The organism is Sphingomonas sp. PP-CE-3A-406 (assembly GCF_003688625.1).
Classification (GTDB): domain Bacteria; phylum Pseudomonadota; class Alphaproteobacteria; order Sphingomonadales; family Sphingomonadaceae; genus Sphingomonas.
On sequence record NZ_RCWY01000003.1, the window covers coordinates 520,183 to 543,337 of the forward strand.

General features: G+C 66.7%; 19 protein-coding genes. 15 read left to right on the top strand and 4 right to left on the bottom strand.

The window, feature by feature from the left end; all coding sequences use genetic code 11:
* Positions 1 to 100 precede the first annotated feature (100 nt).
* Positions 101 to 517: a thioesterase family protein gene (locus tag C8J44_RS14370; protein WP_121905471.1), complete on the top strand. Its 417-nt coding sequence runs from the start codon at positions 101 to 103 to the stop codon at positions 515 to 517.
* 115 nt (positions 518 to 632) lie between these two features.
* On the opposite strand, the gene C8J44_RS14375 is transcribed toward C8J44_RS14370, so the two are convergent.
* Complete coding sequence (locus C8J44_RS14375) at positions 633 to 2,027, bottom strand: short-chain fatty acyl-CoA regulator family protein (RefSeq protein WP_121905053.1); 1,395 nt, start codon at positions 2,025 to 2,027, stop codon at positions 633 to 635.
* Positions 2,028 to 2,127: 100 nt separating this feature from the next.
* On the opposite strand from C8J44_RS14375, the gene C8J44_RS14380 reads away from it, so the two are divergent.
* The 12 genes from C8J44_RS14380 (at position 2,128) to C8J44_RS14435 (ending at position 15,350) form a co-directional block, all read left to right on the top strand.
* Positions 2,128 to 3,654, top strand: a complete 1,527-nt coding sequence (locus tag C8J44_RS14380; protein ID WP_121905054.1) for an acyl-CoA carboxylase subunit beta — start codon at positions 2,128 to 2,130, stop codon at positions 3,652 to 3,654.
* Positions 3,655 to 3,679: 25 nt separating this feature from the next.
* Positions 3,680 to 4,249 (top strand): hypothetical protein, encoded by a 570-nt coding sequence (locus C8J44_RS14385; RefSeq protein ID WP_121905055.1) that lies wholly within the window; start codon positions 3,680 to 3,682, stop codon positions 4,247 to 4,249.
* On the top strand, positions 4,249 to 4,758 hold the full coding sequence (locus C8J44_RS14390; protein WP_121905056.1) for a hypothetical protein: 510 nt from the start codon (positions 4,249 to 4,251) through the stop codon (positions 4,756 to 4,758). Before C8J44_RS14385 ends, C8J44_RS14390 begins: the two co-directional genes overlap by 1 nt.
* A gap of 54 nt (positions 4,759 to 4,812) precedes the next feature.
* The gene (locus C8J44_RS14395) at positions 4,813 to 5,121 is read left to right on the top strand and encodes a hypothetical protein (RefSeq protein WP_121905057.1); all 309 of its coding nucleotides are present in this window, start codon (positions 4,813 to 4,815) and stop codon (positions 5,119 to 5,121) included.
* Positions 5,118 to 5,339 carry a hypothetical protein gene (locus C8J44_RS14400; RefSeq protein WP_121905058.1) on the top strand — a complete coding sequence of 74 codons (222 nt, stop codon included), beginning with the start codon at positions 5,118 to 5,120 and terminating at the stop codon, positions 5,337 to 5,339. The genes C8J44_RS14395 and C8J44_RS14400 overlap by 4 nt, the downstream gene beginning before the upstream one ends.
* Positions 5,336 to 5,767 carry a methylmalonyl-CoA epimerase gene (mce, locus tag C8J44_RS14405; RefSeq protein ID WP_121905059.1) on the top strand — a complete coding sequence of 144 codons (432 nt, stop codon included), beginning with the start codon at positions 5,336 to 5,338 and terminating at the stop codon, positions 5,765 to 5,767. The genes C8J44_RS14400 and mce overlap by 4 nt, the downstream gene beginning before the upstream one ends.
* A gap of 10 nt (positions 5,768 to 5,777) precedes the next feature.
* Complete coding sequence (locus C8J44_RS14410; protein WP_121905060.1) at positions 5,778 to 6,563, top strand: enoyl-CoA hydratase-related protein; 786 nt, start codon at positions 5,778 to 5,780, stop codon at positions 6,561 to 6,563.
* 129 nt (positions 6,564 to 6,692) lie between these two features.
* Complete coding sequence (gene scpA, locus C8J44_RS14415) at positions 6,693 to 8,837, top strand: methylmalonyl-CoA mutase (RefSeq protein ID WP_121905061.1); 2,145 nt, start codon at positions 6,693 to 6,695, stop codon at positions 8,835 to 8,837.
* The gene (gene bioB, locus C8J44_RS14420) at positions 8,834 to 9,916 is read left to right on the top strand and encodes a biotin synthase BioB (RefSeq protein WP_121905062.1); all 1,083 of its coding nucleotides are present in this window, start codon (positions 8,834 to 8,836) and stop codon (positions 9,914 to 9,916) included. The genes scpA and bioB overlap by 4 nt, the downstream gene beginning before the upstream one ends.
* 38 nt (positions 9,917 to 9,954) lie before the next feature.
* On the top strand, positions 9,955 to 10,296 hold the full coding sequence (locus C8J44_RS14425) for a lysozyme inhibitor LprI family protein (RefSeq protein ID WP_121905063.1): 342 nt from the start codon (positions 9,955 to 9,957) through the stop codon (positions 10,294 to 10,296).
* On the top strand, positions 10,293 to 12,380 hold the full coding sequence (locus tag C8J44_RS14430) for an acetyl/propionyl/methylcrotonyl-CoA carboxylase subunit alpha (RefSeq protein ID WP_121905064.1): 2,088 nt from the start codon (positions 10,293 to 10,295) through the stop codon (positions 12,378 to 12,380). Before C8J44_RS14425 ends, C8J44_RS14430 begins: the two co-directional genes overlap by 4 nt.
* 543 nt (positions 12,381 to 12,923) lie before the next feature.
* Positions 12,924 to 15,350, top strand: a complete 2,427-nt coding sequence (locus C8J44_RS14435) for a DUF3772 domain-containing protein (protein ID WP_121905065.1) — start codon at positions 12,924 to 12,926, stop codon at positions 15,348 to 15,350.
* Here the strand turns inward: C8J44_RS14435 and C8J44_RS14440 are convergent.
* Positions 15,335 to 16,372, bottom strand: coding sequence for a protein CsuE (locus C8J44_RS14440; protein ID WP_147453213.1), 1,038 nt, complete (start codon positions 16,370 to 16,372; stop codon positions 15,335 to 15,337). The genes C8J44_RS14435 and C8J44_RS14440 overlap by 16 nt on opposite strands.
* Positions 16,373 to 16,448: 76 nt before the next feature.
* Between C8J44_RS14440 and C8J44_RS14445 the strand changes: the two genes are divergently transcribed.
* Positions 16,449 to 17,864 (top strand): sugar porter family MFS transporter, encoded by a 1,416-nt coding sequence (locus C8J44_RS14445; RefSeq protein ID WP_259466877.1) that lies wholly within the window; start codon positions 16,449 to 16,451, stop codon positions 17,862 to 17,864.
* A 75-nt stretch (positions 17,865 to 17,939) separates the two neighbouring features.
* On the top strand, positions 17,940 to 20,657 hold the full coding sequence (locus C8J44_RS14450; RefSeq protein ID WP_121905066.1) for a TonB-dependent receptor plug domain-containing protein: 2,718 nt from the start codon (positions 17,940 to 17,942) through the stop codon (positions 20,655 to 20,657).
* Between the two features lie 182 nt (positions 20,658 to 20,839).
* On the opposite strand, the gene C8J44_RS14455 is transcribed toward C8J44_RS14450, so the two are convergent.
* Both C8J44_RS14455 and C8J44_RS14460 read right to left on the bottom strand, forming a co-directional pair.
* On the bottom strand, positions 20,840 to 22,378 hold the full coding sequence (locus tag C8J44_RS14455) for an ABC transporter permease/substrate-binding protein (protein ID WP_121905067.1): 1,539 nt from the start codon (positions 22,376 to 22,378) through the stop codon (positions 20,840 to 20,842).
* Positions 22,375 to 23,136, bottom strand: a complete 762-nt coding sequence (locus tag C8J44_RS14460) for an ABC transporter ATP-binding protein (RefSeq protein WP_121905473.1) — start codon at positions 23,134 to 23,136, stop codon at positions 22,375 to 22,377. The genes C8J44_RS14455 and C8J44_RS14460 overlap by 4 nt, the downstream gene beginning before the upstream one ends.
* Positions 23,137 to 23,155: the final 19 nt, after the last annotated feature.

The window sequence follows — 23,155 nt, forward strand, 5'->3', positions numbered from 1 at the left end:
GATGCTAGGGCCGGCGCGGCACGACTGGAATAGCGTTTATTGTCGGTATCGAAGCGCCGCCGTCATCGCTATGTTCAGGTTCGCATGCTATATATCACGCGTGACAACAGCGATTCCCCATACCTACGCCATCGGCATCGAGCCGGCCGACATCGACTTCATGGGTCACGTCAACAACGCGAACTATCTGAAGTGGGTACAGGCCGCGGTGATCGACCACTGGCAGCGCCTTGCGCCCGCCGAGGCGGTGGCCGGGCACCTGTGGGTCGCATTGAAACACGAGATTACTTACCGCAAGCCCGCGTTCCTCGACGACGACGTCATCGCGACCGTTCTGCTCGAGAAGGTTCAGGGCGCGCGCGCGTTCTACGAGACGATCATCAAGCGCGGCGAGGACGTGCTTGCCGAGGTGAAGTCGAGCTGGTGCTGTTTGGATGCGGAAACGCTGCGGCCGTCGCGGTTGGCGAACAGCGTGGTCGAGCATTTCTTCCCGAAGGACCCGGCGGCGGCTACCTAGTTCGTCATTCCCGCGGAGGCGGGAACCCATATTGGCTGACGTTTGCGATCGTCAGGACCGTCCGAGGGTATGGATCCCCGCCTGCGCGGGGATGACGGATTTAGGGGTGCGAAGGTTAGATGACCTCGTACGGCACTGCTCCACGCCTATCTGGATCGACTCGTATCCCGCTTGCCGCCGGCGGAAACGCCCGCTGGTCGCAATCCGTCCGCAGACAGACGCGGCACGAAGACCCGATCGGCGTCGCGATCCCGCCCGTTCCCAGCGCATCGGCATAGATGAACTCCGACGCGTTCGCCTCTTCGCACCCGAGCGCCACCGCATAGCGCCGCGCCGGCCGCGTGTACGTCTCGGACGGCTTCACCAACCCCTTCGCCATCGAGACGTAGCGGATGCCGTCGGTGGTCTCGATCAACTGCGTCAGGATCCGGTCGGGGATCGCCACCGCCTCGTGGACGATCCACAAAGGACACGCCCCCCCGAACCGTGCGAACTGGAGCCGCGTGGCGGAGTGACGCTTGGTGATGTTCCCGGCCATGTCGACGCGGCAGAAGAAGAACGGAATGCCCAGCGCGCCCGGCCTCTGCAACGTCGAGAGCCGGTGGCAGGTTTGCTCGAAACTCGTCCCGAAGATCCGCCGCAACCGGTCGATGTCATGGCGGACACTCCGAGCCTCGGTGCGGAAGCGCGTATAGGGCATGACGATCGCCCCGGCCGCGTAGTTGGTCAGCCCCGCGGTCAGCAGCGCGCGCGCCGTTTCCGACGCCATTTCCGACGCCGCGACGATCCCGCCGATGACGTCGCCGAACTCGTGCCGCGCGACTTGGTGCGCGAGCGAGAACAGGGTAGTCTCGCCCGGTTGCGATCCATCAAGCCGCAAGGTCGCGCCGTCGTAATCGCGCAACGGAGCGGCGAGCGCGCCGGAGATCGCCACCGATACGCCACGCGCCGCAAGCCGCGCTTCAAGTGTCGCAACCCGGTCCGCGCCGAGTGTCTCGCCGATCTCCTCCGCCCGCCGATCGAGCGCATCGACATAATTCCCCGCCGCATGAAACCAGTCGCGCACATCCTCCCACGGCAGCAACCCCGGCGCCCCCGATCCCGCCACCAGCCGGTCGTCCAGCGCGCGCAACTGCTCCTGCGCGCGCCGATACGCGTCGTGCATCGCGACGAGACGCTGCGCCAGCAACGGCTGGTGCTTCACCGCGCGCCGCACCGCCGTCTCGTCCAGCGCAGGCGCCTCCACACTCGTATCCGACACCGCCTCCAGCGTCGCGATCAGCAACGCAGTATCATCCGCCGCATCGATGCTCCCCCAATCCGCCGGAAACTCGCGCGCGAGCGTGATCAGCACACCCTCGGTCACCGGCCGATCGCCATTCTCGATCTGCGAGAGATAGCTCACCGACAGCCCGATCCGCGCGGCCATCGCCGCCTGGCTGATCCCGAGGACGCGGCGCAGGTCGCGCAGGCGGTGTCCGACGAAGAGGCGACGTGCGGGGAGGGTCATGCCTCCGTCTAGTTTGCAAACATCACGTCAGCAAGTTTGCAATATTGCATTTGCGCATCGCATCCCGCTCTGTGAAGGCCAGCAACAGGACGGAGAGACGATGTCATCGACGATCGAAGAGCTTGAACGCCGCCGCGAAGCCGCCAGAGTCGGCGGGGGCCTCAAGCGGATCGCAGCGCAGCACGCCAAGGGTAAGCTCACCGCGAGGGAGCGCCTTGACGTGCTGCTGGACGAGGGTTCGTTCGAGGAGCTCGACATGTACGTCGAGCACAATTGCGTCGATTTCGGCATGCAGGACCAGGTGATCCCCGGCGACGGCGTGGTCACCGGCTCGGGCACGATCAACGGCCGCCTCGTCTTCGTCTTCAGCCAGGACTTCACCGTCTTCGGCGGCTCCCTGAGCGAACGTCATGCGCAGAAGATCTGCAAGGTGATGGACAGCGCGATGAAGGTCGGCGCGCCGATCATCGGCCTCAACGACAGCGGCGGTGCACGCATCCAGGAGGGTGTCGCCTCGCTCGGCGGCTATGCAGAGGTGTTCCAGCGCAACGCGCTCGCGTCCGGCGTCGTGCCGCAGCTTTCGCTCATCATGGGACCGTGCGCAGGCGGCGCGGTCTACAGCCCCGCGATGACCGACTTCATCTTCATGGTGAAGGATTCGAGCTACATGTTCGTCACCGGCCCCGACGTGGTCAAGACGGTGACCAACGAGGTCGTGACGCAGGAGGCGCTCGGCGGCGCGGTGACGCACACCACCAAGACGTCGGTCGCCGACAACGCGTTCGAGAACGACATCGAGGCGTTGCTCGCGGCGCGCGATTTCTTCGATTTCCTGCCCGCGTCGAACCGTGACGGCGTTCCCGAACGCCCGACCGCCGACGAGTGGGACCGGATCGAGGAGAGCCTCGACACGCTGATCCCGGCGTCGGCGAACCAGCCCTACGACATGCACGAGCTGATCCGGAAGACCGTCGACGAAGGCGATTTCTTCGAGACTCAGCCGGCGCACGCAGCCAACATCATCACCGGCTTCGGTCGTATCGAAGGCCGCACGGTCGGTTTCGTCGCGAACCAGCCGATGGTGCTCGCCGGTGTGCTCGACATCAATTCGTCGAAGAAGGCGGCGCGGTTCGTGCGGTTCTGCGACGCGTTCGAGATCCCGATCGTGACCTTCGTCGACGTCCCCGGCTTCCTGCCCGGCACCGCGCAGGAGCATAACGGCATCATCAAGCACGGCGCGAAATTGCTGTTCGCCTATGCCGAGGCGACCGTGCCCAAGATCACCGTCATCACGCGGAAGGCGTATGGCGGCGCGTACGACGTGATGGCCTCGAAGCACCTGCGCGGCGACCTCAACTATGCATGGCCGACCGCCGAGATCGCGGTGATGGGCGCGAAGGGCGCGGTCGAGATCATCTTCCGCGGCAAGACGCCGGAAGAGATCGCGGAACGGACGGCAGAATACGAGGCGCGGTTCGCCAACCCGTTCGTCGCCGCGTCGAAGGGCTTCATCGACGAAGTGATCCAGCCCCACTCGACCCGCCGCCGCATCGCGCTCGGCCTACGGAAACTCCGCGGCAAGGCGCTGGAGAATCCGTGGAAGAAGCATGATAACATCCCGCTGTGACGATCCAGTCGCTCGGGAGGCGATCTTGAAGAAACTGCCACTGTCGAAACAGCTCATATTCGTCGGCATCGTCTTCGGCGTGGCGATGCTCACGTCGTTCGTGCTGGCCTTCTTCGCAGCCGCCGCGGCAGGACGAAGCGGTCAGCCGCTGCCGTCGCCGATCATCGGTCTCTCGCTGGGTGTGGTAGCCGGAGCCATCTATCTCGGGCTTGCCGGCAACAGGCGTGTTGCGCTTGCGAGCGGCACTGCTCGGCAAGCGGCGCTGGCCCCAGTGGTCGATGGTTCGGCGCGATTGATCGTCTTCCGCCGCGGCTTTGTCGGCAAGCTGGCTGGTGTCGACGTGTATCTCGACGGCGAGGTGCGGACGCAGCTCAAGAGCCCGCGCTTCGCCGCGCTCACCGTGACGCCGGGCGTTCATGCGCTGGAGACCAGGATGCACAACAAACCTTCCGCTTCGCTCACCGTCGAGGCGATCGCCAACGCGACGACGATCATCGAGGTCGAGGTCGCCATGAAGCAGGCGACGCCCGTCCAGCGCGGTGACGATGCCGATCTTCGGGCGGTGCTGGCCGGTACGCCGATGGTGGTCGCGTGATGCTCGGTCTACTTCTGCTCCAGGCAGCGATCGTCGCACCCGCGCCGGTCTGGAAGCTCGCCGACCGTGCCAACCCGGCGAGCGTGCGCAGCATTTCGGCCTCGGTCACCGGCAATGACGGGCTCTCGCGGTTTGTCGTGAAATGCGATGTCGCGTCCGAACCGATCGTGTCGATCCAGTTCATCCAGCCGCAGCCGCTCGGGTCGGGCGCGGATAAGCCGGTCGCGGTGCGCTTCGATGGCGGCCCCGCATTCACCTATAATTGGCAGTTCCCGGGGACAGGTACGTACATCGCCGATCCCGCCGCGATCACCAAGCTGACCAGTTTTCTAGTGAAATCGAAGACGGTGCGGGTCGAGACGACCAACGGCGCCAACTTCGCGGTGCAGGCAAACTTCGTCGCGCCGACCGGGGATGCGATGATCCGGCAGGTGCTCGGCGTCTGTGGCTATACACTCGGCGTCGTCCCGCCGGTGCCGGCCAAGCCCGCCGCGGAGCCAGCGGAATGACGCGTTGTATCACGATCGTCCGCACATTATCATGTCATGATAAGGAGTCGTGACATGCAGACTGAACGCGTGACGTTTTTGACCTCGCCCGATCATAAGGCAGCGCTTGATGCCTTTGCTGCCAGCAATGGTAAATCCGTCGGCCATGTCCTCCGGGAAGCTTCGACGCGATATATCGCGGTAGAGGATCGCGCCGACGGGGAGGATGAGAAGGCGTTTGCGCTGATCCTGCCGGAGATCGAGGCGATGCTGCCGCAATGGCATGCGAAGATCGATTCGATGGAACAGTCGATCGACCGCGCGCTGGAAGCGATCGATCGTGCGCTGGCGGGCGATCCAGTCCCGATGAGCCACGCCGCATGAGCGCGACCGAAAAGGCGTTCGGCGTCGTCAAGGCGTTGCTGACGTATCAGGAGCGGCTCGATGGGCTCGACGCGAAACTCACGGGGCTGAGTGCGGGGCTCGCGCGTCTTGCCGACAGCCACGTCGCCTTGCGCGAACGCGTCAGCCGCATCGAAGGCCTGATCGAGGGCGCGGCCATGGCGCGCCGTGCGCCTGACAGCCCGAGGATCGAAGGATGACCGCGACGCTGGGCCGCCTCAACCATGTCGGGGTCGCGACACCGTCGATCGCGAAGTCGGTCGAGACGTATCGCCTGCTGCTCGGCGCCACCGCGATCGGCGAGCCGTTCGACCTGCCCGCGCAGGGCGTCAAAGTGTGCTTCGTCGATGCGCCGAACACGCAGATCGAGTTGATCGAGCCGTATGACGAGCGTTCGCCGATCGCGGGATTCCTGCGGAAAAATCCGGCCGGCGGGCAGCATCATGTCTGCTTCGAGGTGGCCGATATCGCCGCCGCGGTCGCCGACCTGAAGGCGAAGGGCGCGACCGTGTTGGGCGAACCGCGGATCGGCGCGCATGGCACGCCGATCGTGTTCGTGCACCCGAAGGACTTTGGCGGCATGCTGGTCGAGTTGATGGAGACGCCGGGCGATACCGGCGCGCACTAGGAGAGATCTGATGGCCGCGTACGAGCATATCCTGAGCGAGCGGCGCGGCGACGTGTTGGTGCTGACGCTGAACCGGCCCGACCGGCTGAACGCCGCGCCACCGGCGATGTTCGAGGAGTTGCGCGCGGCGCTGAGCGATCTGGATGGTGCGCGCGCGGTGCTGATCGCCGGTGTTGGCCGCGCGTTCTGCTCGGGGGCGGACGTCGGGGGCGGCGCGCTCGGCTCGGACAATCCGGGCGAGGCGACGTTCGCGGCGCTGACCGGCAGCTATAACCCGACGATGGCGGCGATCGCCGAGCTGTCTGTGCCGGTAGTGAGCGCAGTGCGCGGACCGGCGGCGGGGATCGGGTGCAGCCTCGCGCTCGCCACCGATTTCTGTGTCGCCAGCGAGAGCGCGTATTTCCTCCAGGCGTTCGTGAACATTGGGCTGGTGCCGGATGGCGGCGCGTCGTGGATGCTGCCGCGGCTGATCGGCAAGGCGCGGGCGACCGAGATGATGATGCTCGGCGAGCGGGTTCCGGCGGCGAAGGCGCTCGACTGGGGAATGGTGCATAAGGTCGTGGCGGACGACGCGCTGGATGCCGAAGCGTTCGCGCTGGCCGAGCGGCTGGCGGCGATGCCGACGGTCGCGCTGGGGTTGATGCGGCGGGCGATTACGGCTGCGTACGAGACAGATTACGCAACCGCGATGCAGGCCGAGGCAGCCAACCAGCGAGACGCGCGCGGGTCTGCGGACTCGATCGAAGGCGGTCGCGCGTTCCTGGAAAAGCGCAAGCCGGTGTTCACGGGGAAATGACTTTCTTGGAAGGCACCACCCCGGCGAAGGCCGGGGCCCAGTTGGGCAACGGTCGATTGGCTGGTGCCGCGCTGCCTTACCTCGACCTTTCCAACTGGGCCCCGGCCTCCGCCGGGGTGGTGCAAACTTATGACTGACAAACCGAACCCCACTCTCGCCGATTGGCAGGCGCTCGCCGCCAAGGAAGTCAAAGGCGCCGACCTCACCTGGCCAACCCCCGAAGGCATCGACGTCAAGCCGCTCTACACCGCGGAAGACGTGCGCGAAGACCCCGGCCTCCCAGGTTTTGCGCCCTTCACCCGCGGTGTCCGCGCGTCCATGTACGCCGGCCGCCCGTGGACGATCCGCCAGTACGCCGGCTTCTCCACCGCAGAAGCCTCGAACGCGTTCTACCGCCGCAACCTCGCCGCCGGCCAGAAGGGCCTGAGCGTTGCGTTCGATCTCGCCACGCACCGCGGCTACGACAGCGACCACCCCCGCGTCACCGGCGACGTCGGCAAGGCAGGCGTCGCGATCGACTCGGTCGAGGACATGAAGATCCTCTTCGACGGCATCCCGCTCGACAAGATGTCGGTCAGCATGACCATGAACGGCGCGGTGATTCCAATCCTCGCCTTCTTCATCGTCGCCGGCGAGGAGCAGGGCGTCGACCGAAAACTGCTCGACGGGACCATCCAGAACGACATCCTCAAGGAGTTCATGGTCCGCAACACCTACATCTACCCGCCCGAGCCGAGCATGCGGATCATCTCGGATATCTTCGGCTACACCAGCCGCGAGATGCCCAAGTTCAACAGCATCTCGATCAGCGGCTATCACATGCAGGAGGCGGGGGCGACGCAGCTCCACGAGCTCGCCTTCACGATCGCCGACGGCATGGAATATGTGAAATACGGCGTCGCGTCCGGGCTCGACATCGACAAGTTCGCCGGGCGTCTGTCGTTCTTCTTCGCGATCGGCATGAACTTCTTCATGGAAATCGCCAAGCTCCGCGCCGCCCGCGTCCTCTGGCATCGCGCGATGACGCAGCTCGGCGCGCAGGACGAGCGCTCGAAGATGCTGCGTACGCATTGCCAGACCAGCGGCGTCTCGCTCACCGAGCAGGATCCGTACAACAACGTCATGCGCACGACGATCGAGGCGATGGCGGCGATGCTGGGCGGCACGCAGTCGCTCCACACCAACGCGCTCGACGAGGCGATCGCGCTGCCGACCGACTTCTCGGCACGGATCGCGCGCAACACGCAGATCGTGATCCAGGAAGAGACGGGGATGACCAAGGTCGTCGATCCGCTCGGTGGCAGCTATTATATCGAGAGCCTGACGCAGTCGCTGGTCGACGGCGCATGGGCGCTGATCGAGCGGATCCAGTCCGAAGGCGGCATGGCGAAGGCGGTCGCCGCAGGCTGGCCCAAGGCGATGATCGAGGAAGCCGCCGCCGGCCGCCAGGCGCGCGTCGATCGCGGCGAGGACGTCATCGTCGGCGTCAACAAGTACAAGCTCGCCGAACAGGACGCGATCGAGATCCTCGACGTGGACAACGTCGCGGTGAGGGCGGGCCAGATCGAACGAATCAACCGCGTAAAGGCCACGCGCGACGAGGCGGCGTGCCGGGCTGCGCTCGATGCTTTGCGTGAAGGGGCGAAGGGCTCCGACAACCTTCTCGCGCTCGCCGTGGAATGCGCCCGAGCCCGCGCTACGCTCGGCGAAATCTCCTCCGCGATGGAGGACGTGTTCGGCCGCTATGGCACGCAACCCACCCCCGTCTCCGGCATCTACGGCGGCGCCTACGAGGACGACGCGCGCTGGACCCGCCTCACCGATGGCGTCGAGGCGACCGAGCGCCGGATGGGTCGCAAACCGCGCATGCTCGTCGCCAAGATGGGCCAGGACGGCCATGATCGCGGCGCCAATCTCGTCTCGTCGATGTTCGGCGACCTGGGCTTCGAGATCGTCCCCGGCCCGCTGTTCCAGACCCCCGCCGAAGCCGCCGCGCTCGCGCTGGAGAAGGATGTCGACATCGTCGGCGCCTCGTCGCTCGCCGCCGGCCACAAGACGCTGATCCCCGAGCTGATCGGCTATCTCCGCGAGGCGGGCCGCGCGGATATCAAGGTGATCGCGGGTGGCGTTATCCCGGCACAGGACTATCAGGCGCTGCGCGATGCCGGGGTCCAGGCGATCTTCGGCCCCGGCACCAACCTGATCCAGGCCGCCGAGGAGGTGCTGAAACTCCTCGGCCACAACATGGGCCCGCAAGAGGAAGCCGCCGAATGACCGATACCCTTCTCCGTTCTCCTGCGCACGCAGGAGCCCAGTGTTCAGAGCGGAGCGTTCGCGACCCTGGGCTCCTGCGTGCGCAGGAGAACACGCGGATCGACTGGACCCGTCCGGAAATCGCCGCGCTGTTCGATCTCCCCTTCGACGAACTCATGTTCCGCGCGCAGACCGTCCACCGCGCGCACCACGCGGTCAGCGAGGTCCAGTTGTGCACGTTGCTCTCGATCAAGACCGGCGGCTGCCCCGAGGATTGCGGCTATTGCTCGCAGTCCGCGTCGTCCGACTCCGGCCTGAAGGCGGAAAAGCTGATGGACGTCGATGCCGTCCTTGCCGATGCCGCGCAGGCCAAGGCCGCCGGCTCGCAGCGTTTCTGCATGGGCGCCGCGTGGCGCAACCCCAAGCCGCGCGACATGCCGAAGGTCGTCGCGATGGTCGAAGGCGTCCGCGCAATGGGGCTCGAGACGTGCATGACGCTCGGCATGCTCGACGCGGATCAGGCCAAGCAGCTCGCCGACGCTGGCCTCGATTACTACAACCACAACATCGACACCTCGCCCGAGAATTACGGCAACGTCATCACCACGCGTACCTTCGGCGATAGGCTGGAGACGCTGGCGAACGTGCGCGATGCAGGGATCTCGGTCTGCTGCGGTGGGATCGTCGGGATGGGCGAGACGCGCAGCGACCGTGTCGGCTTCGTCCACGCACTCGCCACGCTGCCGCGCCACCCCGAGAGCGTGCCCGTCAACGCGCTGGTCCCGGTCAAGGGCACGCCACTCGGCGACATGCTCGCCGGCACGCCGATGGCGCAGATCGACGACATCGAGTTCGTCCGGACGGTCGCCGTCGCGCGGATCACGATGCCGCTGAGCATGGTGCGATTGTCTGCGGGCCGCGAGAGCATGTCCGAGGCGACCCAGGCGCTGTGCTTCATGGCGGGCGCGAACTCGATCTTCACCGGCGACAAGCTGCTGACCACCGGCAACGCCGGCGACAGCGCGGATGCGACGCTGCTAGCGAAGCTGGGAATGAAACCGATGGTCGGCCCCGAGCCGATGCGGGCCGCGGCGGAGTGATAGGAGTCGTCGCGATCGTTCTGGCGCAGGTTGGGGGAATGCCTCCCAACACCTGTGCGAACCCGCTCGATCAATCGACGATGACGCGGTGCGCGTACGAGGATTACTATAAGGCTGATGCGCAACTGAACGCTCAGTGGCGCAGAACTTTGGCCCGGCGGCGTGATCTCGACAAAGCGAACCCGATGGATGGTGTGACGACCTATGTGGCGGCGTTGACCGCCGCCCAGCGCGCCTGGATTGCGTATCGCGATGCGCAATGCGCCGTCGAAGGCCAGGAAATGAGGGGCGGATCCGGTGAACCGATGATCGCCGGGCAGTGTCTTGCACGCCTCACCCGCGAACGGACTGCATATTTAAAGCGAGTGGAACACGAGTGATGTTCAAGAAAATCCTGGTCGCCAATCGTGGCGAGATCGCATGCCGCGTCATGCGGACCGCCAAGGCGATGGGCATCAAGACCGTCGCGGTCTATTCCGACGCCGACGCGCGCGCGCCGCATGTGCTGATGGCCGACGAGTCCGTCCGGCTCGGGCCGGCACCCGCCGCCGAAAGCTATCTCAAGGCCGAGCTTATATTGCTCGCGGCCAAGGAAACCGGCGCGGACTGCATCCATCCGGGCTACGGCTTCCTCTCCGAGCGCGAGAGTTTTGCGCTGGCGTGCGCCGAGGCCGGGATCGCATTCGTCGGCCCGCCGCCGGGCGCGATCGCCGCGATGGGCGACAAGATCGAGTCGAAGAAGCTCGCCAAGGCCGCGGGCGTCAACGTCGTCCCGGGGTATCTCGGCGAAATCGACAGCACCGATCACGCGGTCGAGATCGCCGGCGGCATCGGCTATCCGGTGATGATGAAGGCGTCGGCCGGCGGCGGCGGCAAGGGCATGCGGCTGGCGTACAGCGAACAGGACGTCCGCGAAGGCTTCGAGGCGACCAAGCGCGAGGGGCTCGCCAGCTTCGGCGACGACCGCGTGTTTATCGAGAAGTTCATCGAGAGCCCGCGCCATATCGAGATCCAGCTGATCGGCGACCAGCACGGCAACATCGTCTATCTTAACGAGCGCGAATGCTCGATCCAGCGGCGTCACCAGAAGGTCGTCGAGGAGGCGCCGTCGCCGTTCGTCACGCCGAAGATGCGTAAAGCGATGGGCGAGCAGGCGGTCGCTCTCGCGCAGGCTGTGGGCTATTATTCGGCGGGAACGGTCGAGCTGATCGTCTCGGGCGCGGATACGACGGGGGAGGGGTTCTACTTCCTCGAGATGAACACCCGGCTTCAGGTCGAGCATCCCGTGACGGAGGAGATTACCGGGCTCGATCTCGTCGAACTAATGATCCGTGTCGCTGCGGGTGAACCGCTCGGGTTCACGCAGGATGACGTGAAGCTCAACGGCTGGTCGATCGAGAACCGTGTGTATGCGGAGGACCCGTATCGTGGGTTCCTGCCGTCGATCGGTCGCTTGGTCCGTTACAATCCGCCCCTTCCGTTCGCCCTGAGCGAAGTCGAAGGGTATGCCCCGAGCGGAGGTGCTTCGACTTCGCTCAGCACGAACGGGGAAGGGGTGGCGGAGTCCGCGGAACCCCGAGTCCGTGTCGACGACGGCGTCCGCGAGGGCGGCGAGGTCAGCATGTTCTACGACCCGATGATCGCCAAGCTCATCACCTGGGCGCCCACCCGCGAGGGCGCGATCGCCGCGCAGATCGCCGCGCTCGACGCGTTCGAGCTGGAAGGTCCGGGCAACAACATCGATTTCCTCTCGGCGATCATGCAGCACCCGCGCTTCCAGTCGGGTGCGCTCACCACCGGCTTCATCGCCGAGGAATATCCCGACGGCTTCCACGGCGCCCCCGCGGATGCCGAACTGCTGAAGACGCTCGCCGCGGTTGCCGCCTTCGCCGCGACTGCGGAGGCCGACCGCGCCCGCCGCATCGATGGCCAGCTCGGCAAGCGCCTCCGCCCGCCCGCCGACTGGGTAGTGACGATCGACAAGATCGACCATGCGGTGACAGTCTCGACCGACGGCATCGCGGTAGACGCCGAGGACCTCGACCTGTCGCTCGAATATACGCCCGGCGATCGCATGGTGGTCGCCGATGGTCATGGAGCCGATGGCGACGAGCATCTCACGATTCGCATCGCCAAGGCCCGCGCCGGCTTCAAGCTTACCGCGCGAGGGGCGAGCCATGTCGCCCGCGTGCTCCCCGCTCGCGTCGCGCCCTACACCGCGCACCTGATCGAGAAGGTCGCGCCCGATCTGTCGAAGTTCCTGATCTGCCCGATGCCGGGGTTGCTGGTGCGGCTCGACGTCGCGGCGGGCGACAAGGTCGAGGCGGGGCAGGCGCTCGCGGTGGTCGAGGCGATGAAGATGGAGAACATCCTGCGTGCCGAGAAAACGGGCACGGTGAAGTCGGTTGCGGCAAAGACGGGGGATAGCTTGGCGGTGGATCAGGTTATCCTCGAGCTGGACTGAGCGAGGCGCCGTCCAGTTCTGCTCCAGCTAGTACCCCTCCCATCCCGTCATGCCGGACTCGTTCCGGCATCCACCGTTCCGCATATCCGATAAAACTGAGTATGCGGGTCGGTGGGCCCCGGCCTCCGCCGGGGTGACGGACTAGGGTGGAGGGCGCGTTCCTGATCGTGACCACGTGGCCATGGACGGCGCCGTGGTTTCCCCGCGAAGGCGGGGACCCAGTCTGGGCCCCCGCCTTCGCGGGAGAACAAGGGTGCACGGGTGACGATCGTATGCGCGCGCTTGCGTTCCCCTAACTCCACCCCGGCGAAGGCCGGGGTGGAGTTAGGAGCGGCCGGTGATCGAGGACGCCGCTCTGTTACTGCGACCTCTCTAACTGGACCCCGGCCTTCGCCGGGGTGGTATATCTCTTCGTTGAGTTGGGCGTGTGATGGGCAAGCGCTCATCCTGAGCCACTCCCGAAAACAGCGGCGGCCGTGCTGCGTCCCAACCCGATCTCTGCACCCCTCCCGTTTCCCGCCCCATCGCTGTACAGCACCCCGGATGACCCTCCTCCGTTACCTCGCCGCACTCCTCCTCCTGATAACCGCGCTCCCCGCGATCGCGCAGGACGAGCCCAAGGTCGCGACCGTCGCTGCCAGCCTGACGCAAGCCTCGGCCGAGCTCCAGGCGATCGACGACGCCACGCCCGCGGCGCGTGACGACAAGGCGCGGCAGGCGTTGCGGGATCGCGCGCAGGCGGTCCAGGCGACCGCCGCCGACGCGGTCCGCACGCTCACCCCGGAGATGGCGCTGGTCCAGGCGCGCGTGACCGAACTCGGCGCCGCCACCCCCGGCGTCGTCGAAGCGCCCGAGATCCGCCAGCAACGCAAGCTCCTCGCGCAGAGCCAGTCGGCGATCGACTCGGCGATCAAGCGCGCGCGCCTCATCGGGATCGAAGCCAAGCAGCAGATCGACGACATCGGTGCTGCCGAGGCGGAGGAACTCGGCCAGCAATTGTCCGAAAACACCGGCTCGCCGCTGTCGCCGACCTTGTGGGCGGCGATCGTCGATCACCTGCCGCGTGATTCCGCGCGGCTGATGCGGTTCGTCAATACCGAGGTGCGTCAGTTCTCGTCGCGGTTCGGCATGCACGCCGTGACCGGCCTGCTGGTCGGGATCCTCACCGCTTTGGTGCTGGTCGTGCCGCTGCGGGGCTGGTTGCACCGTGTCGGCCGCCGCTACGCGACCAACCATGCGCCCGGCGGTCGCCTGCGACGCTCGGCCTATGCGTTGTGGCTGGTGGTGATCGGCACCGCTTTACCCGGTCTCGCCGCCTGGGCAATCGTCGCGTCGCTACGCTGGGGCGGACTGGTCTCGCCCGCCTGGAGCCGGTTCGGCGCGATCTTCGTCGGCCTGGCGTGGTTCTGCGCGTTCGTGTCGTCGCTCGGCGGCGCGCTGCTGTTGCGCGGTCAGTCGACGTGGCGGTTGCTGCCGATCGGCGATGCCGCGGCGCAGGCGCTTCGGCCGTATAGCTGGATGGCGGCGGCGCTGATCTTCTTCGGGCAGTTGCTGATCGCGACCAACCTGCTGATCGGCATCAGCGCGCCCGCGTCGAGTGCGGCCAACGCGGCCGTCGCGCTGCTCCATATCATGGTGCTCGGCGCAATCCTGGTGACGCTCGGCCGGTTGCGCGCCGCGGCGTTGCCCGACCCGACCAAGCCCGCGCGCAACACACTGCTCGCGATCGTCGCGACGCTGGTCTGGCTGGTCCTGCTCGTGACGCTGATCGCCGGCCTGATCGGCTACGTGAATTTCGCGTTCAAGGTTGCGACGTGGCTGCTGTGGGGGGCGATCGTCGGTGCGACGCTGTACCTGATGATGACCTTCACCGACGATGCGTGCCGGACGTTGCTGTCGAGCGGCAACCGTCTCGGGCGCTCGGCGAACAGCGGGTTCGGGGTCGACAACAAGACCGTCGACCAGATCGGCGTGCTGCTGTCGGCGGTGCTGCGGCTGTTGCTGATCCTGCTTGCGGTCGGCGCGGTGATGGCGCCGTTCGGGGCGGGCGTCGGCTCGGCGTTCGAGCTGTTCGGGACGGTCGCGAACGGTATCACGGTCGGCCAGGTCACGATCTCGCCGGGCGCGGTGTTGCGCTCGCTGGTCGTGCTGTTCGTCGCGCTGGCGATCATGCGCGGGCTGCAGCACTGGCTGGTGAACAGCTATCTGCCGACCACCGCGATGGACGCGGGCGCGCAGAATTCGGTGACGATGGTCGCGCGCTATGCGGGAATCATCGCCGCGGTGCTGTGGTCGCTCGGCGCGCTCGGGATCGGCATGGAGAAGCTGGCCGTCGTGCTTGGCGCGCTGTCGGTCGGGATCGGCTTCGGTCTTCAGGCGATCACGCAGAACTTCGTCTCGGGGCTGATCCTGCTCGCCGAGCGCCCGGTCAAGATCGGCGATCTCGTCCGGATCGGCAACATGGAGGGCGACGTGAAGCGGATCAACGTGCGCTCTACCGAGATCCAGGTGGCGGATCGCTCGACATTGATCGTGCCGAATTCGGAACTGATCACCAAGACGATCCAGAACATGACGCTGGCCGCGCCGATCGGCCGGATCCAGCTGCAATTCTCGGTACCGCTCGAGGAGGATCTCGATGCGGTGCGGGCGATGCTGTTCGCCGCATTCGCCGAGAAGCACGAGGTGCTCGACGATCCCGAAGCCAAGGTCTTCATCGATTCGATCGATGCGGGGCGCGCCAAGTTCAACTGCTTCGCGTATGTGGCGAGCCCGCGCGATGCCTATCCGATCCGCAGCGAGTTGTTGTTCACGCTGCTCCGCCAGTTCCGCGAGGCGGGGATCGAGGTCGGGACGACCGCGACCAAGATGGAACTGGTCGGGTCGCTGCCGTCGATCGTCGGGACCGATCCTGCGGCGCCGCAACCCGATCAGACGGCGGATCAGGCAGGGGTTCAGAACAGGACGTAGGGCAGCGACACGCTGAAGCTCGATCCCGCCGCCATCGTCCCGCGTGGGCGAACGCGGACGTTGGTGACCGCCTTCGGCGTCGTGGTCGGATCGTAGGTCCAGCTGGTGCCGCCGTTCTCCGAGAAATCGACATCGTCGGTGGTGCTCGCAGGCGTGCTATAGGTGACGGCGAGCGACGAGGCGGGCGATCCCTCGGCAGTCTTGACGAAGGTGGGCGACGCGGTGCCGTCGCCGTCGAGCGCCACGGCGCCGCGGTTCGGCGTCGGCAGGACGATGTTGAGCGAATTGGCATCGATCGCGATGATATCGGGGTTGGTGAGCGTGATCGTCGTACGCTGTTTGCTGCCTGGGATCGCGCGCGGGTTGCCGGTCGTGGATTGGGGATCCCATGTCGTGTGCGTGACGATCGACACGGTGAACGGCTTGGCCGTGACGATCATCGTCACCGCCACGTTGGCGACGGGAATCGTCGTGGGACTGGCGTCGAGAGTGCCGACACAGAGTCCCAGCGCGCCGAGCAGATCGCAGAAGCGCCATTCCCAGGCGATCTTGAAATTGCCCTTGTAGGTGCCCGGCGCGACCGCGGCGGCGGACGATGGACGGACATAGACCTTCACGTTGCGCGCCGATCCGCCGAGCAGCCCGAGCAGGTTGACGAGCGTACCGTTCATGTAGACGAACGGGGTTCCCGCGGTGAACGGGTTCGCGCCCGCGCCATCCGCGGCAATGACGTATTTCGCGGTGACCGTATTCAGGGGGTTGGTCGAGGTCAGCTTGAAGCCGTCCGCGCTCGTGACGGTCGCGCGCAGGAAGTTACCGGACAGCAGCGAGATCGTCGTGGCGGGGCAGTCGAACCCTCCCAGTACCGGTACATAGGGTGGCGCGCCGCCGAGCAGCGCATTGGGCGAAAAGGTGCCGAGCGCGGTCGAGGCGGGATCGGCGACCGTGCAGGCTGCCCATGCCGACGACGGCATCGCGAACGCCGCCGTGGCGATCAGCAATCTGGTGAACCCGGTCCTCAATGTCGCGCCCTTTCCGCTAGTTACGCGACGGGGCTAGGCCGGCATTCGTTAATGCGTTTTGAAGAACCTGAATCGGGTGTTTTCGCGTGTCGAAACGGCGTGCATCGGCCTTGCCGCGATCGGCGAAGTGTTCGACACGGGGATCATGACGCCAACGACCCGACCGCCGCGCACGAGCGCCTCCGCCTCTTCCTCGCCGCATACCGTCCTGATCGCCAGCGTCGCCACCGCCGCGCTCGCCGGGCTGTTGTTCGGTTTCGACACCGCGGTCATCGCCGGTGTCACCGGGGCGTTGAAGGCGAAGTTCGCGCTCAGCGAAGCGTGGCTGGGCTTCACCGTGTCGTCGGCGCTGTGGGGGACGTTGATCGGCGCGATGTTCGTCGGCACGCTCGGCGATCGCTACGGCAGTCGCAACGTGCTGCGGATGCTGGCCTTCCTCTACATCGTCACCGCGCTGGGCTGCGCGCTGGCGTGGGACTGGTACAGCTTCATCGGCTTCCGCTTCGTCATCGGCATCGCGATCGGTGGGTCGTCGGTGTTGGCGCCCGCCTATATCGCCGAGCTCGCCCCGCCTGCGCAGCGCGGGAAGATGGTCGGCGGGTTCCAGTTCGCGGTGATCCTCGGCATCCTGCTCGCCTATGTCTCGAACGCAGTGATCGGCGCGCTCGATCTCGGCGATACCGAATGGCGGTGGAAGCTCGGGATCGTCGCGTTGCCGTCGCTGGTGTTCTTCGCGCTGCTGTTCCGCATCCCCAACTCGCCGCGCTGGCTCCTGACCAAGGGGCGCGATGCGGAGGCGAAGGACGTGCTCGCGACGATCGGCATGAGTCCGGACGTCGCCAAGGCCGAACTCGATGTGCCGAAGGGCGACGGGCACTTGTCGTGGACGCGGCACCGCAAGCCGATCACGCTCGCCTTCCTGGTGGCGATGTTCAACCAGTTCAGCGGGATCAACGCGTTCCTCTATTACCTCAACGACATCTTCAAGGCGTCGGGCGGGAGCCTCTCGCCCGATCTGCAGGCGGTGATGATCGGTGTCGCCAACATGGTGTTCACGCTGCTCGGGATGCTACTGATCGACCGGATCGGTCGGCGCACGCTGCTGCTCTGGGGCTCGGCCGGGATGACCGCCGCGTTGACGGTCGGGGGGCTTGCATTGCTCGGCGTGCTGCCGAGCTGGCTGCTGTTGCCGTCGCTGATCGTGTTCATCATGTTCTTCGCGCCCGGCTCCGGCGCGGTGATCTGGGTCTATATCTCCGAAGTGTTCCCGCAGAACGTCCGTGCGCGCGGGTCGAGCATCGGCTCGTCGAGCCATTGGGGCTGGAACGCGGTGATCGCGCAGGCCTTCCCGATCGCCGCGGCATGGTCGGCCGGCGTGCCGTTCCTGGTGTTCGCGGCGATGATGGCGGTGCAGTTCGTCACGGTGTTGCTCTATTTCCCCGAGACCAAGGGAATCGCGCTCGAAGACATGGACGCGCACATGACGCGCTGAGCCGGCATATTCCTGCGACAATTGGCGGCTAGGCGCTGCATGCGATCAGTCGATCGGTCGAAGGGGTGTGACGGTATGCGTATTATGGGTCTGATGCTGGCGGCGAGCATGCCCACGCTGGCGATGGCGCAACAGGCACCCGCGCCTGACGCGCCCGCATTGACGTCAACGGCTGCGGTGCCGACCGCGGCACAGTCTGCTCCGCCACAATCTGTTGCGCCCCAATCTGTTGCGCCAGCGCCTGCTGCTGCCGAGGCGCAGGCGGCGGAACAGGACGAGGCGGCCGATTCGGAAGAGATCGTCGTCACCGGATCGCGCAAGCCACGCGGGTCGGTGATCGGCGATATCCCGCCCGACCAGACGATCGGCCAGTCCGAGATCCGCTCCTACGGCGTCAGCTCGATCTCCGACCTGTTGAGCGAACTCAGCCCGCAGACGACCAGCGGACGCGGCAGCGGCGGCGCGCCGGTCGTGCTGCTCAACGGTCGCCGCATCTCGAGCTTCTCCGAGATCCGCGACATTCCGACCGAGGCGATCCAGCGCGTCGAGATCCTGCCCGAGGAAGTCGCGCTCAAATACGGCTATCGCGCCGATCAGAAGGTCGTGAACTTCGTCCTGCGCCGCCGCTTCCGCGCGGTCACCGTCGAGGGCGTCGACACGATGCCGACCGAGGGGGGCAGCAATTCGCCCGACGGCAAGCTCGACCTGCTCAGCATCGCGCGCGATCGCCGGGTCAACCTGCACGCCGAATACACCTCGTCGTCGGCCCTGACCGAAGCCGAGCGCGATATCGTTCCGACGTCGACCGGCACAGGCAGCACCGCGGTCGGCGCCAACGGTGCAGTCGTCGACCCGACCCCGTATCGCACGCTGCAAGCCGCGACGAACACCTTCACCGCGAACAGCGTCTATGCGCGCAACATCTTCGGTAACGTCGGCGCGACGATCAACGCCCGGCTCGAATCGACCGACAGCCGCGGCCTCAACGGGCTGCCCATAGCCAGGCTCACGCTCGCCGACGGCACGACCGTCAACCGGGCGCTCGACGACGAAGGCTTCCTGCCGCTCGCGCAACGCGTCTCGTCGATCTCGGCGCATCTCGGCACCACGCTCAACGGCGACCTCGGCACGTGGCGCTGGAACGTCACGGGCAATTACGATCGCAGCGATACGCAGACCTTCACCGATACGGGCGTCGATTCGAGCGCATTCCAGGCGCGACTGAACGCCGGCGATCCGACCGGCAACCCGTTCGCACGACTGTCGGCGAGCGACATCGGCGCCGCGCCCGGCAATCGTGCCTATGCGACGCAGAACACCGGCGAGATCGACGCGGTGCTCAACGGCACGGTGTTCAACCTGCCCGCGGGGGCCGTCTCGACGACGATCAAGCTCGGCGGCCAGACCGCGGACTTCGACAGCCGCTCCTACCGCGCCGGCCTCGCGCAGCGCGGGCAGGTGTCGCGCGACACCGTTGATGGCCAGGTCAACATCGACGTGCCGATCTCGAGCCGCGGCAAGGATGTGCTGCCGTTCCTCGGGACGTTGTCGGCGAACTTCAATCTGGCGGAGGACCATCTGTCGGACCTCGGGACGCTGACGACGCTCGGCTATGGTGCGAACTGGTCGCCGATCGATGGCGTGCGGCTGATCGCGTCGGTCACCGATACCGACGAGGCACCGACTGCGCAGCAGCTCGGCAATCCGTCGATCACGACGCCCAACGTCCGCATCTTCGATTACGTCCGCGGCACCACCGCGACGGTCACGACGATCAGTGGCGGCAATCCGGCGCTGGTCTCGGACAACAACCACGTCCGCAAGCTCGGCCTGACGCTGAAGCCGTGGAGCAAGAAGGACCTCACCTTCACCGCGAACTATGTCTCGAGCCGCGTCGACAATCCGATCGCCGCGTTCCCGAGCGCGACCGCATCGATCGAGGCGGCGTTCCCCGATCGCTTTACCCGCGATGCGAGCGGCAATCTGCTCCAGGTCGATAGTCGTCCGATCAATTTCGCGCGCAGCGAACGCTCCGAATTGCGCTGGGGGATCAATTTCTCCGCGCCGCTCAAATCGAAGATCCAGAGGGAGCTGGAGGCGTATCGCGCCGGCACCGGCCCCAATCCGTTCGAGGGTCTGCAGCCCCCCGGCGGCTTTCGTCGACCCGATGGCGCGGGCGGCGATGGCACGCGAGGCGCCGGACCCCGCGAAGGTGGCCGTGGCGGCGGCCCCGGTGGTGGCGGGCCCGGTGGCGGCGGTCCTGGTGGTGGTGGCCGTTTCGGTGGCGGCGGGCGCGGGCAGGCGGGCGGGCGACTGCAATTCGCGTTCTACCACACCTGGCATTTCACCGACCGGGTGCTCGTCGCGGATGGCGGACCGAGCCTGAACCTGCTCAACGGCGATGCGATCGGCAGCAGCGGTGGCCAGTCGCGCCACGAACTCGAGGCGCAGGCCGGCTACAGCAACAACGGCGTCGGCGTCCGGCTGTCGGCGCAATATGCGAGCGGGACGCGCGTCAACGGCGGCACGCTGGCCGCACCCGAGACGCTCAACTTCGGCGGGCTCGCGACCGCCAACGCACGGCTGTTCGCGGATCTCGGGCAGCGTCTCGAATGGGTAAAGGTGCATCCGTGGCTGCGCGGCATGCGCGTGAGCCTTGCGGTCACCAATATCCTCAACACCCGCCAGCGCGTCACCGACGCGACCGGCGCGACGCCGAACAGCTATCAGCCGGATTACCTCGATCCGCTAGGCCGCACGGTAAGGCTCAGCATCCGCAAGCTGTTCTTCTGATCTGGCGGGGGTGAAGCTCTGCGCCCGGTCATTCCAACCAACCCCGTCATCCCCGCGGAGGCGGGGACCCATATACTCAGGTGCTCGCGAGTATTCAGGACCACCAGCCAGTATGGATCCCCGCCTTCGCGGGGATGACGGTGGTGTGATTCGAAGTTGCGATGTCAAAGTGGGGCGGCCTTTTAAAGCCCGACCTTCGCCGCCAGACACCGTGCCGCGGCTTCGGGCGTCTGCTTGTCCACATCGCGGTCGACCTGATAATTCGCCGTCCGCATCGCTTCGACCGGAATCCGCCCGACCAGCGGCGTCAGCGCGGCGAGGAACTTCGCATCCCCCGCCCGCTTCGGCGCCACCATCAGGATCGCGTCGTATCCCGGTATCGCGTGCCGCGGATCGCTCAGCACGGTCAGCCGATCCGCCGCGATCCGCCCATCGGACGAGAACGCCGAGATCACGTCGACATTCCCGCTTTCGAGCGCGCGGTACATGAAGGTCGGGCTGTACGGCGTCGTCTTGGCGAACCGCAGCGGATAGGCGCGCTTCACCGCCGCCCATTCGGGCCGCTCGAGAAACTCCAGGTCGCTGCCTAGCGTCATCGTCGGCGCCGCCCTGACCAGATCGTCGAGGCTGGCGATCCCCTTCGCCTTGGCCGCATCCGACTTCATCGCGAACGCATAGGCATTCTCGAACCCGAGCGACCCGACCAGGCCGACCCCATGCTCGCGCTTGGCCCAGGCCCCGATCGCCGCGACCATCGGCCGACGCTCGGGCACGTCGTGCCGCTTCATCTCGTTCGCCCAGATCGTCCCGGCGTAATCGACATACACATCGATATCCCCGGTCGAGAGCGCCCCGAACACCACCGCCGAGCCCAGCCCGTCGCGGTACTGCACGGTATATCCCGCATGCTCCAACCGGTCGCCGATCAGCCGCGCGAGGATATATTGCTCGGAGAAATTCTTCGCCCCGACCACCACCGTCCGGTCGCCGCCGCTCTTCGGCCATAGCGGCGCGGTCGCCACGGCGGTCCCCGCGACCAGCATCGCGGTGCACGCGATCCACAGCCAGCGCCGCCGCGCGCGGATGCCGTATTCGATCCCGCCGATCAGCGCATCGACCGCCAGCGCCAGCGCCGCCGCCGACACGCAGCCGGCCAGCACCAGCGCCCAGTTCTGCGTCTGCAACCCCGCGAAGATCATGTCGCCCAGGCTCGGCTGGCCGACCGTCGTCGACAGCGTCGCGGCACCGATCGTCCACACCGCCGCAGTGCGAATGCCCGCGATCAGCACCGGCGCGACCAGCGGCGCCTCGACCAGCCGCAGCTTTTGCGCGGGCGTCATCCCGACCGCATCCGCCGCCTGGATCACCGCGGGATCGAGCCCGTGCAAACCCGCCACCGCGTTGCGCAGGATCGGCAGCAGCGCATACAGCGTCAACGCGATCAGCGACGGCAGGAAGCCGAGCGCGGGAATGCCGCCGCCGACGAGCGCGGACAGGCTCAGCAACAGCGGGTAGAACAGCGCGAGCAAGGCGAGGCTCGGGATCGTCTGGACGAGGCTCGCGAACCCGAGCGACACGCGCGCGACGGTGGCGTTGCGCGCCGACCAGATCCCCAGCGGCAGGCTGATCGCGATCCCCAGCAGCAGCGCCGACGCCGACAGCAGGACATGCGCAGCGAGCAACGGCGGCACGCGGCCGAGCGCATCGAGAAACGCGCTCACGAAACCAACGCCTGCAAGCGTTCGGCTTGCGCGCGCGGCACCTGCACCAGCGCCTGCGCGTCGTCGCCGCCCTTGCCCGACACCAGCTCGCGCGGGGTCGCGTCGGCGACGATCCGCCCGGCCTTCATCACCAGCACGCGGTCCGCGAGCAACAGCGCCTCCGCCATGTCGTGAGTCACCAGGATCGTCGTCAGCCCGAGCCGGTCGTGCAACTCGCGGATCCGCGTCCCCAGCGCATCGCGCGTGACCGGATCGAGCGCGCCGAACGCCTCGTCGAGCAACAGCAGCTTCGCCCCCGGCGCGAGCGCGCGGGCGATCCCGACGCGTTGGCGCTGCCCGCCCGACAGCGCGTCGGGCATCCGCCCGGCGATATCGCGCGGCAGGTCGACCAGGTCGAGCAGCTCGCCGACCTTGGCCTCGTCGCGTCGTCCCGCGATCCGCAGCCCGATCGCGATATTCTCGGCGATCGTCATGTGCGGGAACAGGCCGATATTCTGGAACACATAGCCGATCCGCCGGCGGAGCTCCGGCGCAGGCTCGCCCGTGACGTCGGCACCGTCGATCGTCACGCGGCCTTCGCTCGGCTCGACCAGCCGGTTGATCGTCTTGAGCAACGTCGACTTACCCGATCCCGACGTCCCGACCAGCGCGACGAAGGCGCGGGGAGCGATCTCGAGCGAGACATGATCGACGGCGACCGTCGACCCGTACCGCTTGGTGACGTGTTCGAAAGTGAGCGCTGGCAAATTGTCTGGCATCTGCGCGCAGGATGCGGGA

Excerpts from the sequence above, each read along its gene's own strand:
- C8J44_RS14375 (WP_121905053.1), bottom strand. The coding sequence starts at position 2,027 with ATGACCCTCCCCGCACGTCGCCTCTTCGTCGGACACCGCCTGCGCGAC.
- C8J44_RS14380 (WP_121905054.1), top strand. The coding sequence starts at position 2,128 with ATGTCATCGACGATCGAAGAGCTTGAACGCCGCCGCGAAGCCGCCAGA.
- C8J44_RS14390 (WP_121905056.1), top strand. The coding sequence starts at position 4,249 with ATGCTCGGTCTACTTCTGCTCCAGGCAGCGATCGTCGCACCCGCGCCG.
- C8J44_RS14395 (WP_121905057.1), top strand. The coding sequence starts at position 4,813 with ATGCAGACTGAACGCGTGACGTTTTTGACCTCGCCCGATCATAAGGCA.
- C8J44_RS14400 (WP_121905058.1), top strand. The coding sequence starts at position 5,118 with ATGAGCGCGACCGAAAAGGCGTTCGGCGTCGTCAAGGCGTTGCTGACG.
- mce (WP_121905059.1), top strand. The coding sequence starts at position 5,336 with ATGACCGCGACGCTGGGCCGCCTCAACCATGTCGGGGTCGCGACACCG.
- C8J44_RS14410 (WP_121905060.1), top strand. The coding sequence starts at position 5,778 with ATGGCCGCGTACGAGCATATCCTGAGCGAGCGGCGCGGCGACGTGTTG.
- scpA (WP_121905061.1), top strand. The coding sequence starts at position 6,693 with ATGACTGACAAACCGAACCCCACTCTCGCCGATTGGCAGGCGCTCGCC.
- bioB (WP_121905062.1), top strand. The coding sequence starts at position 8,834 with ATGACCGATACCCTTCTCCGTTCTCCTGCGCACGCAGGAGCCCAGTGT.
- C8J44_RS14425 (WP_121905063.1), top strand. The coding sequence starts at position 9,955 with ATGCCTCCCAACACCTGTGCGAACCCGCTCGATCAATCGACGATGACG.
- C8J44_RS14435 (WP_121905065.1), top strand. The coding sequence starts at position 12,924 with ATGACCCTCCTCCGTTACCTCGCCGCACTCCTCCTCCTGATAACCGCG.
- C8J44_RS14450 (WP_121905066.1), top strand. The coding sequence starts at position 17,940 with ATGCGTATTATGGGTCTGATGCTGGCGGCGAGCATGCCCACGCTGGCG.
- C8J44_RS14460 (WP_121905473.1), bottom strand. The coding sequence starts at position 23,136 with ATGCCAGACAATTTGCCAGCGCTCACTTTCGAACACGTCACCAAGCGG.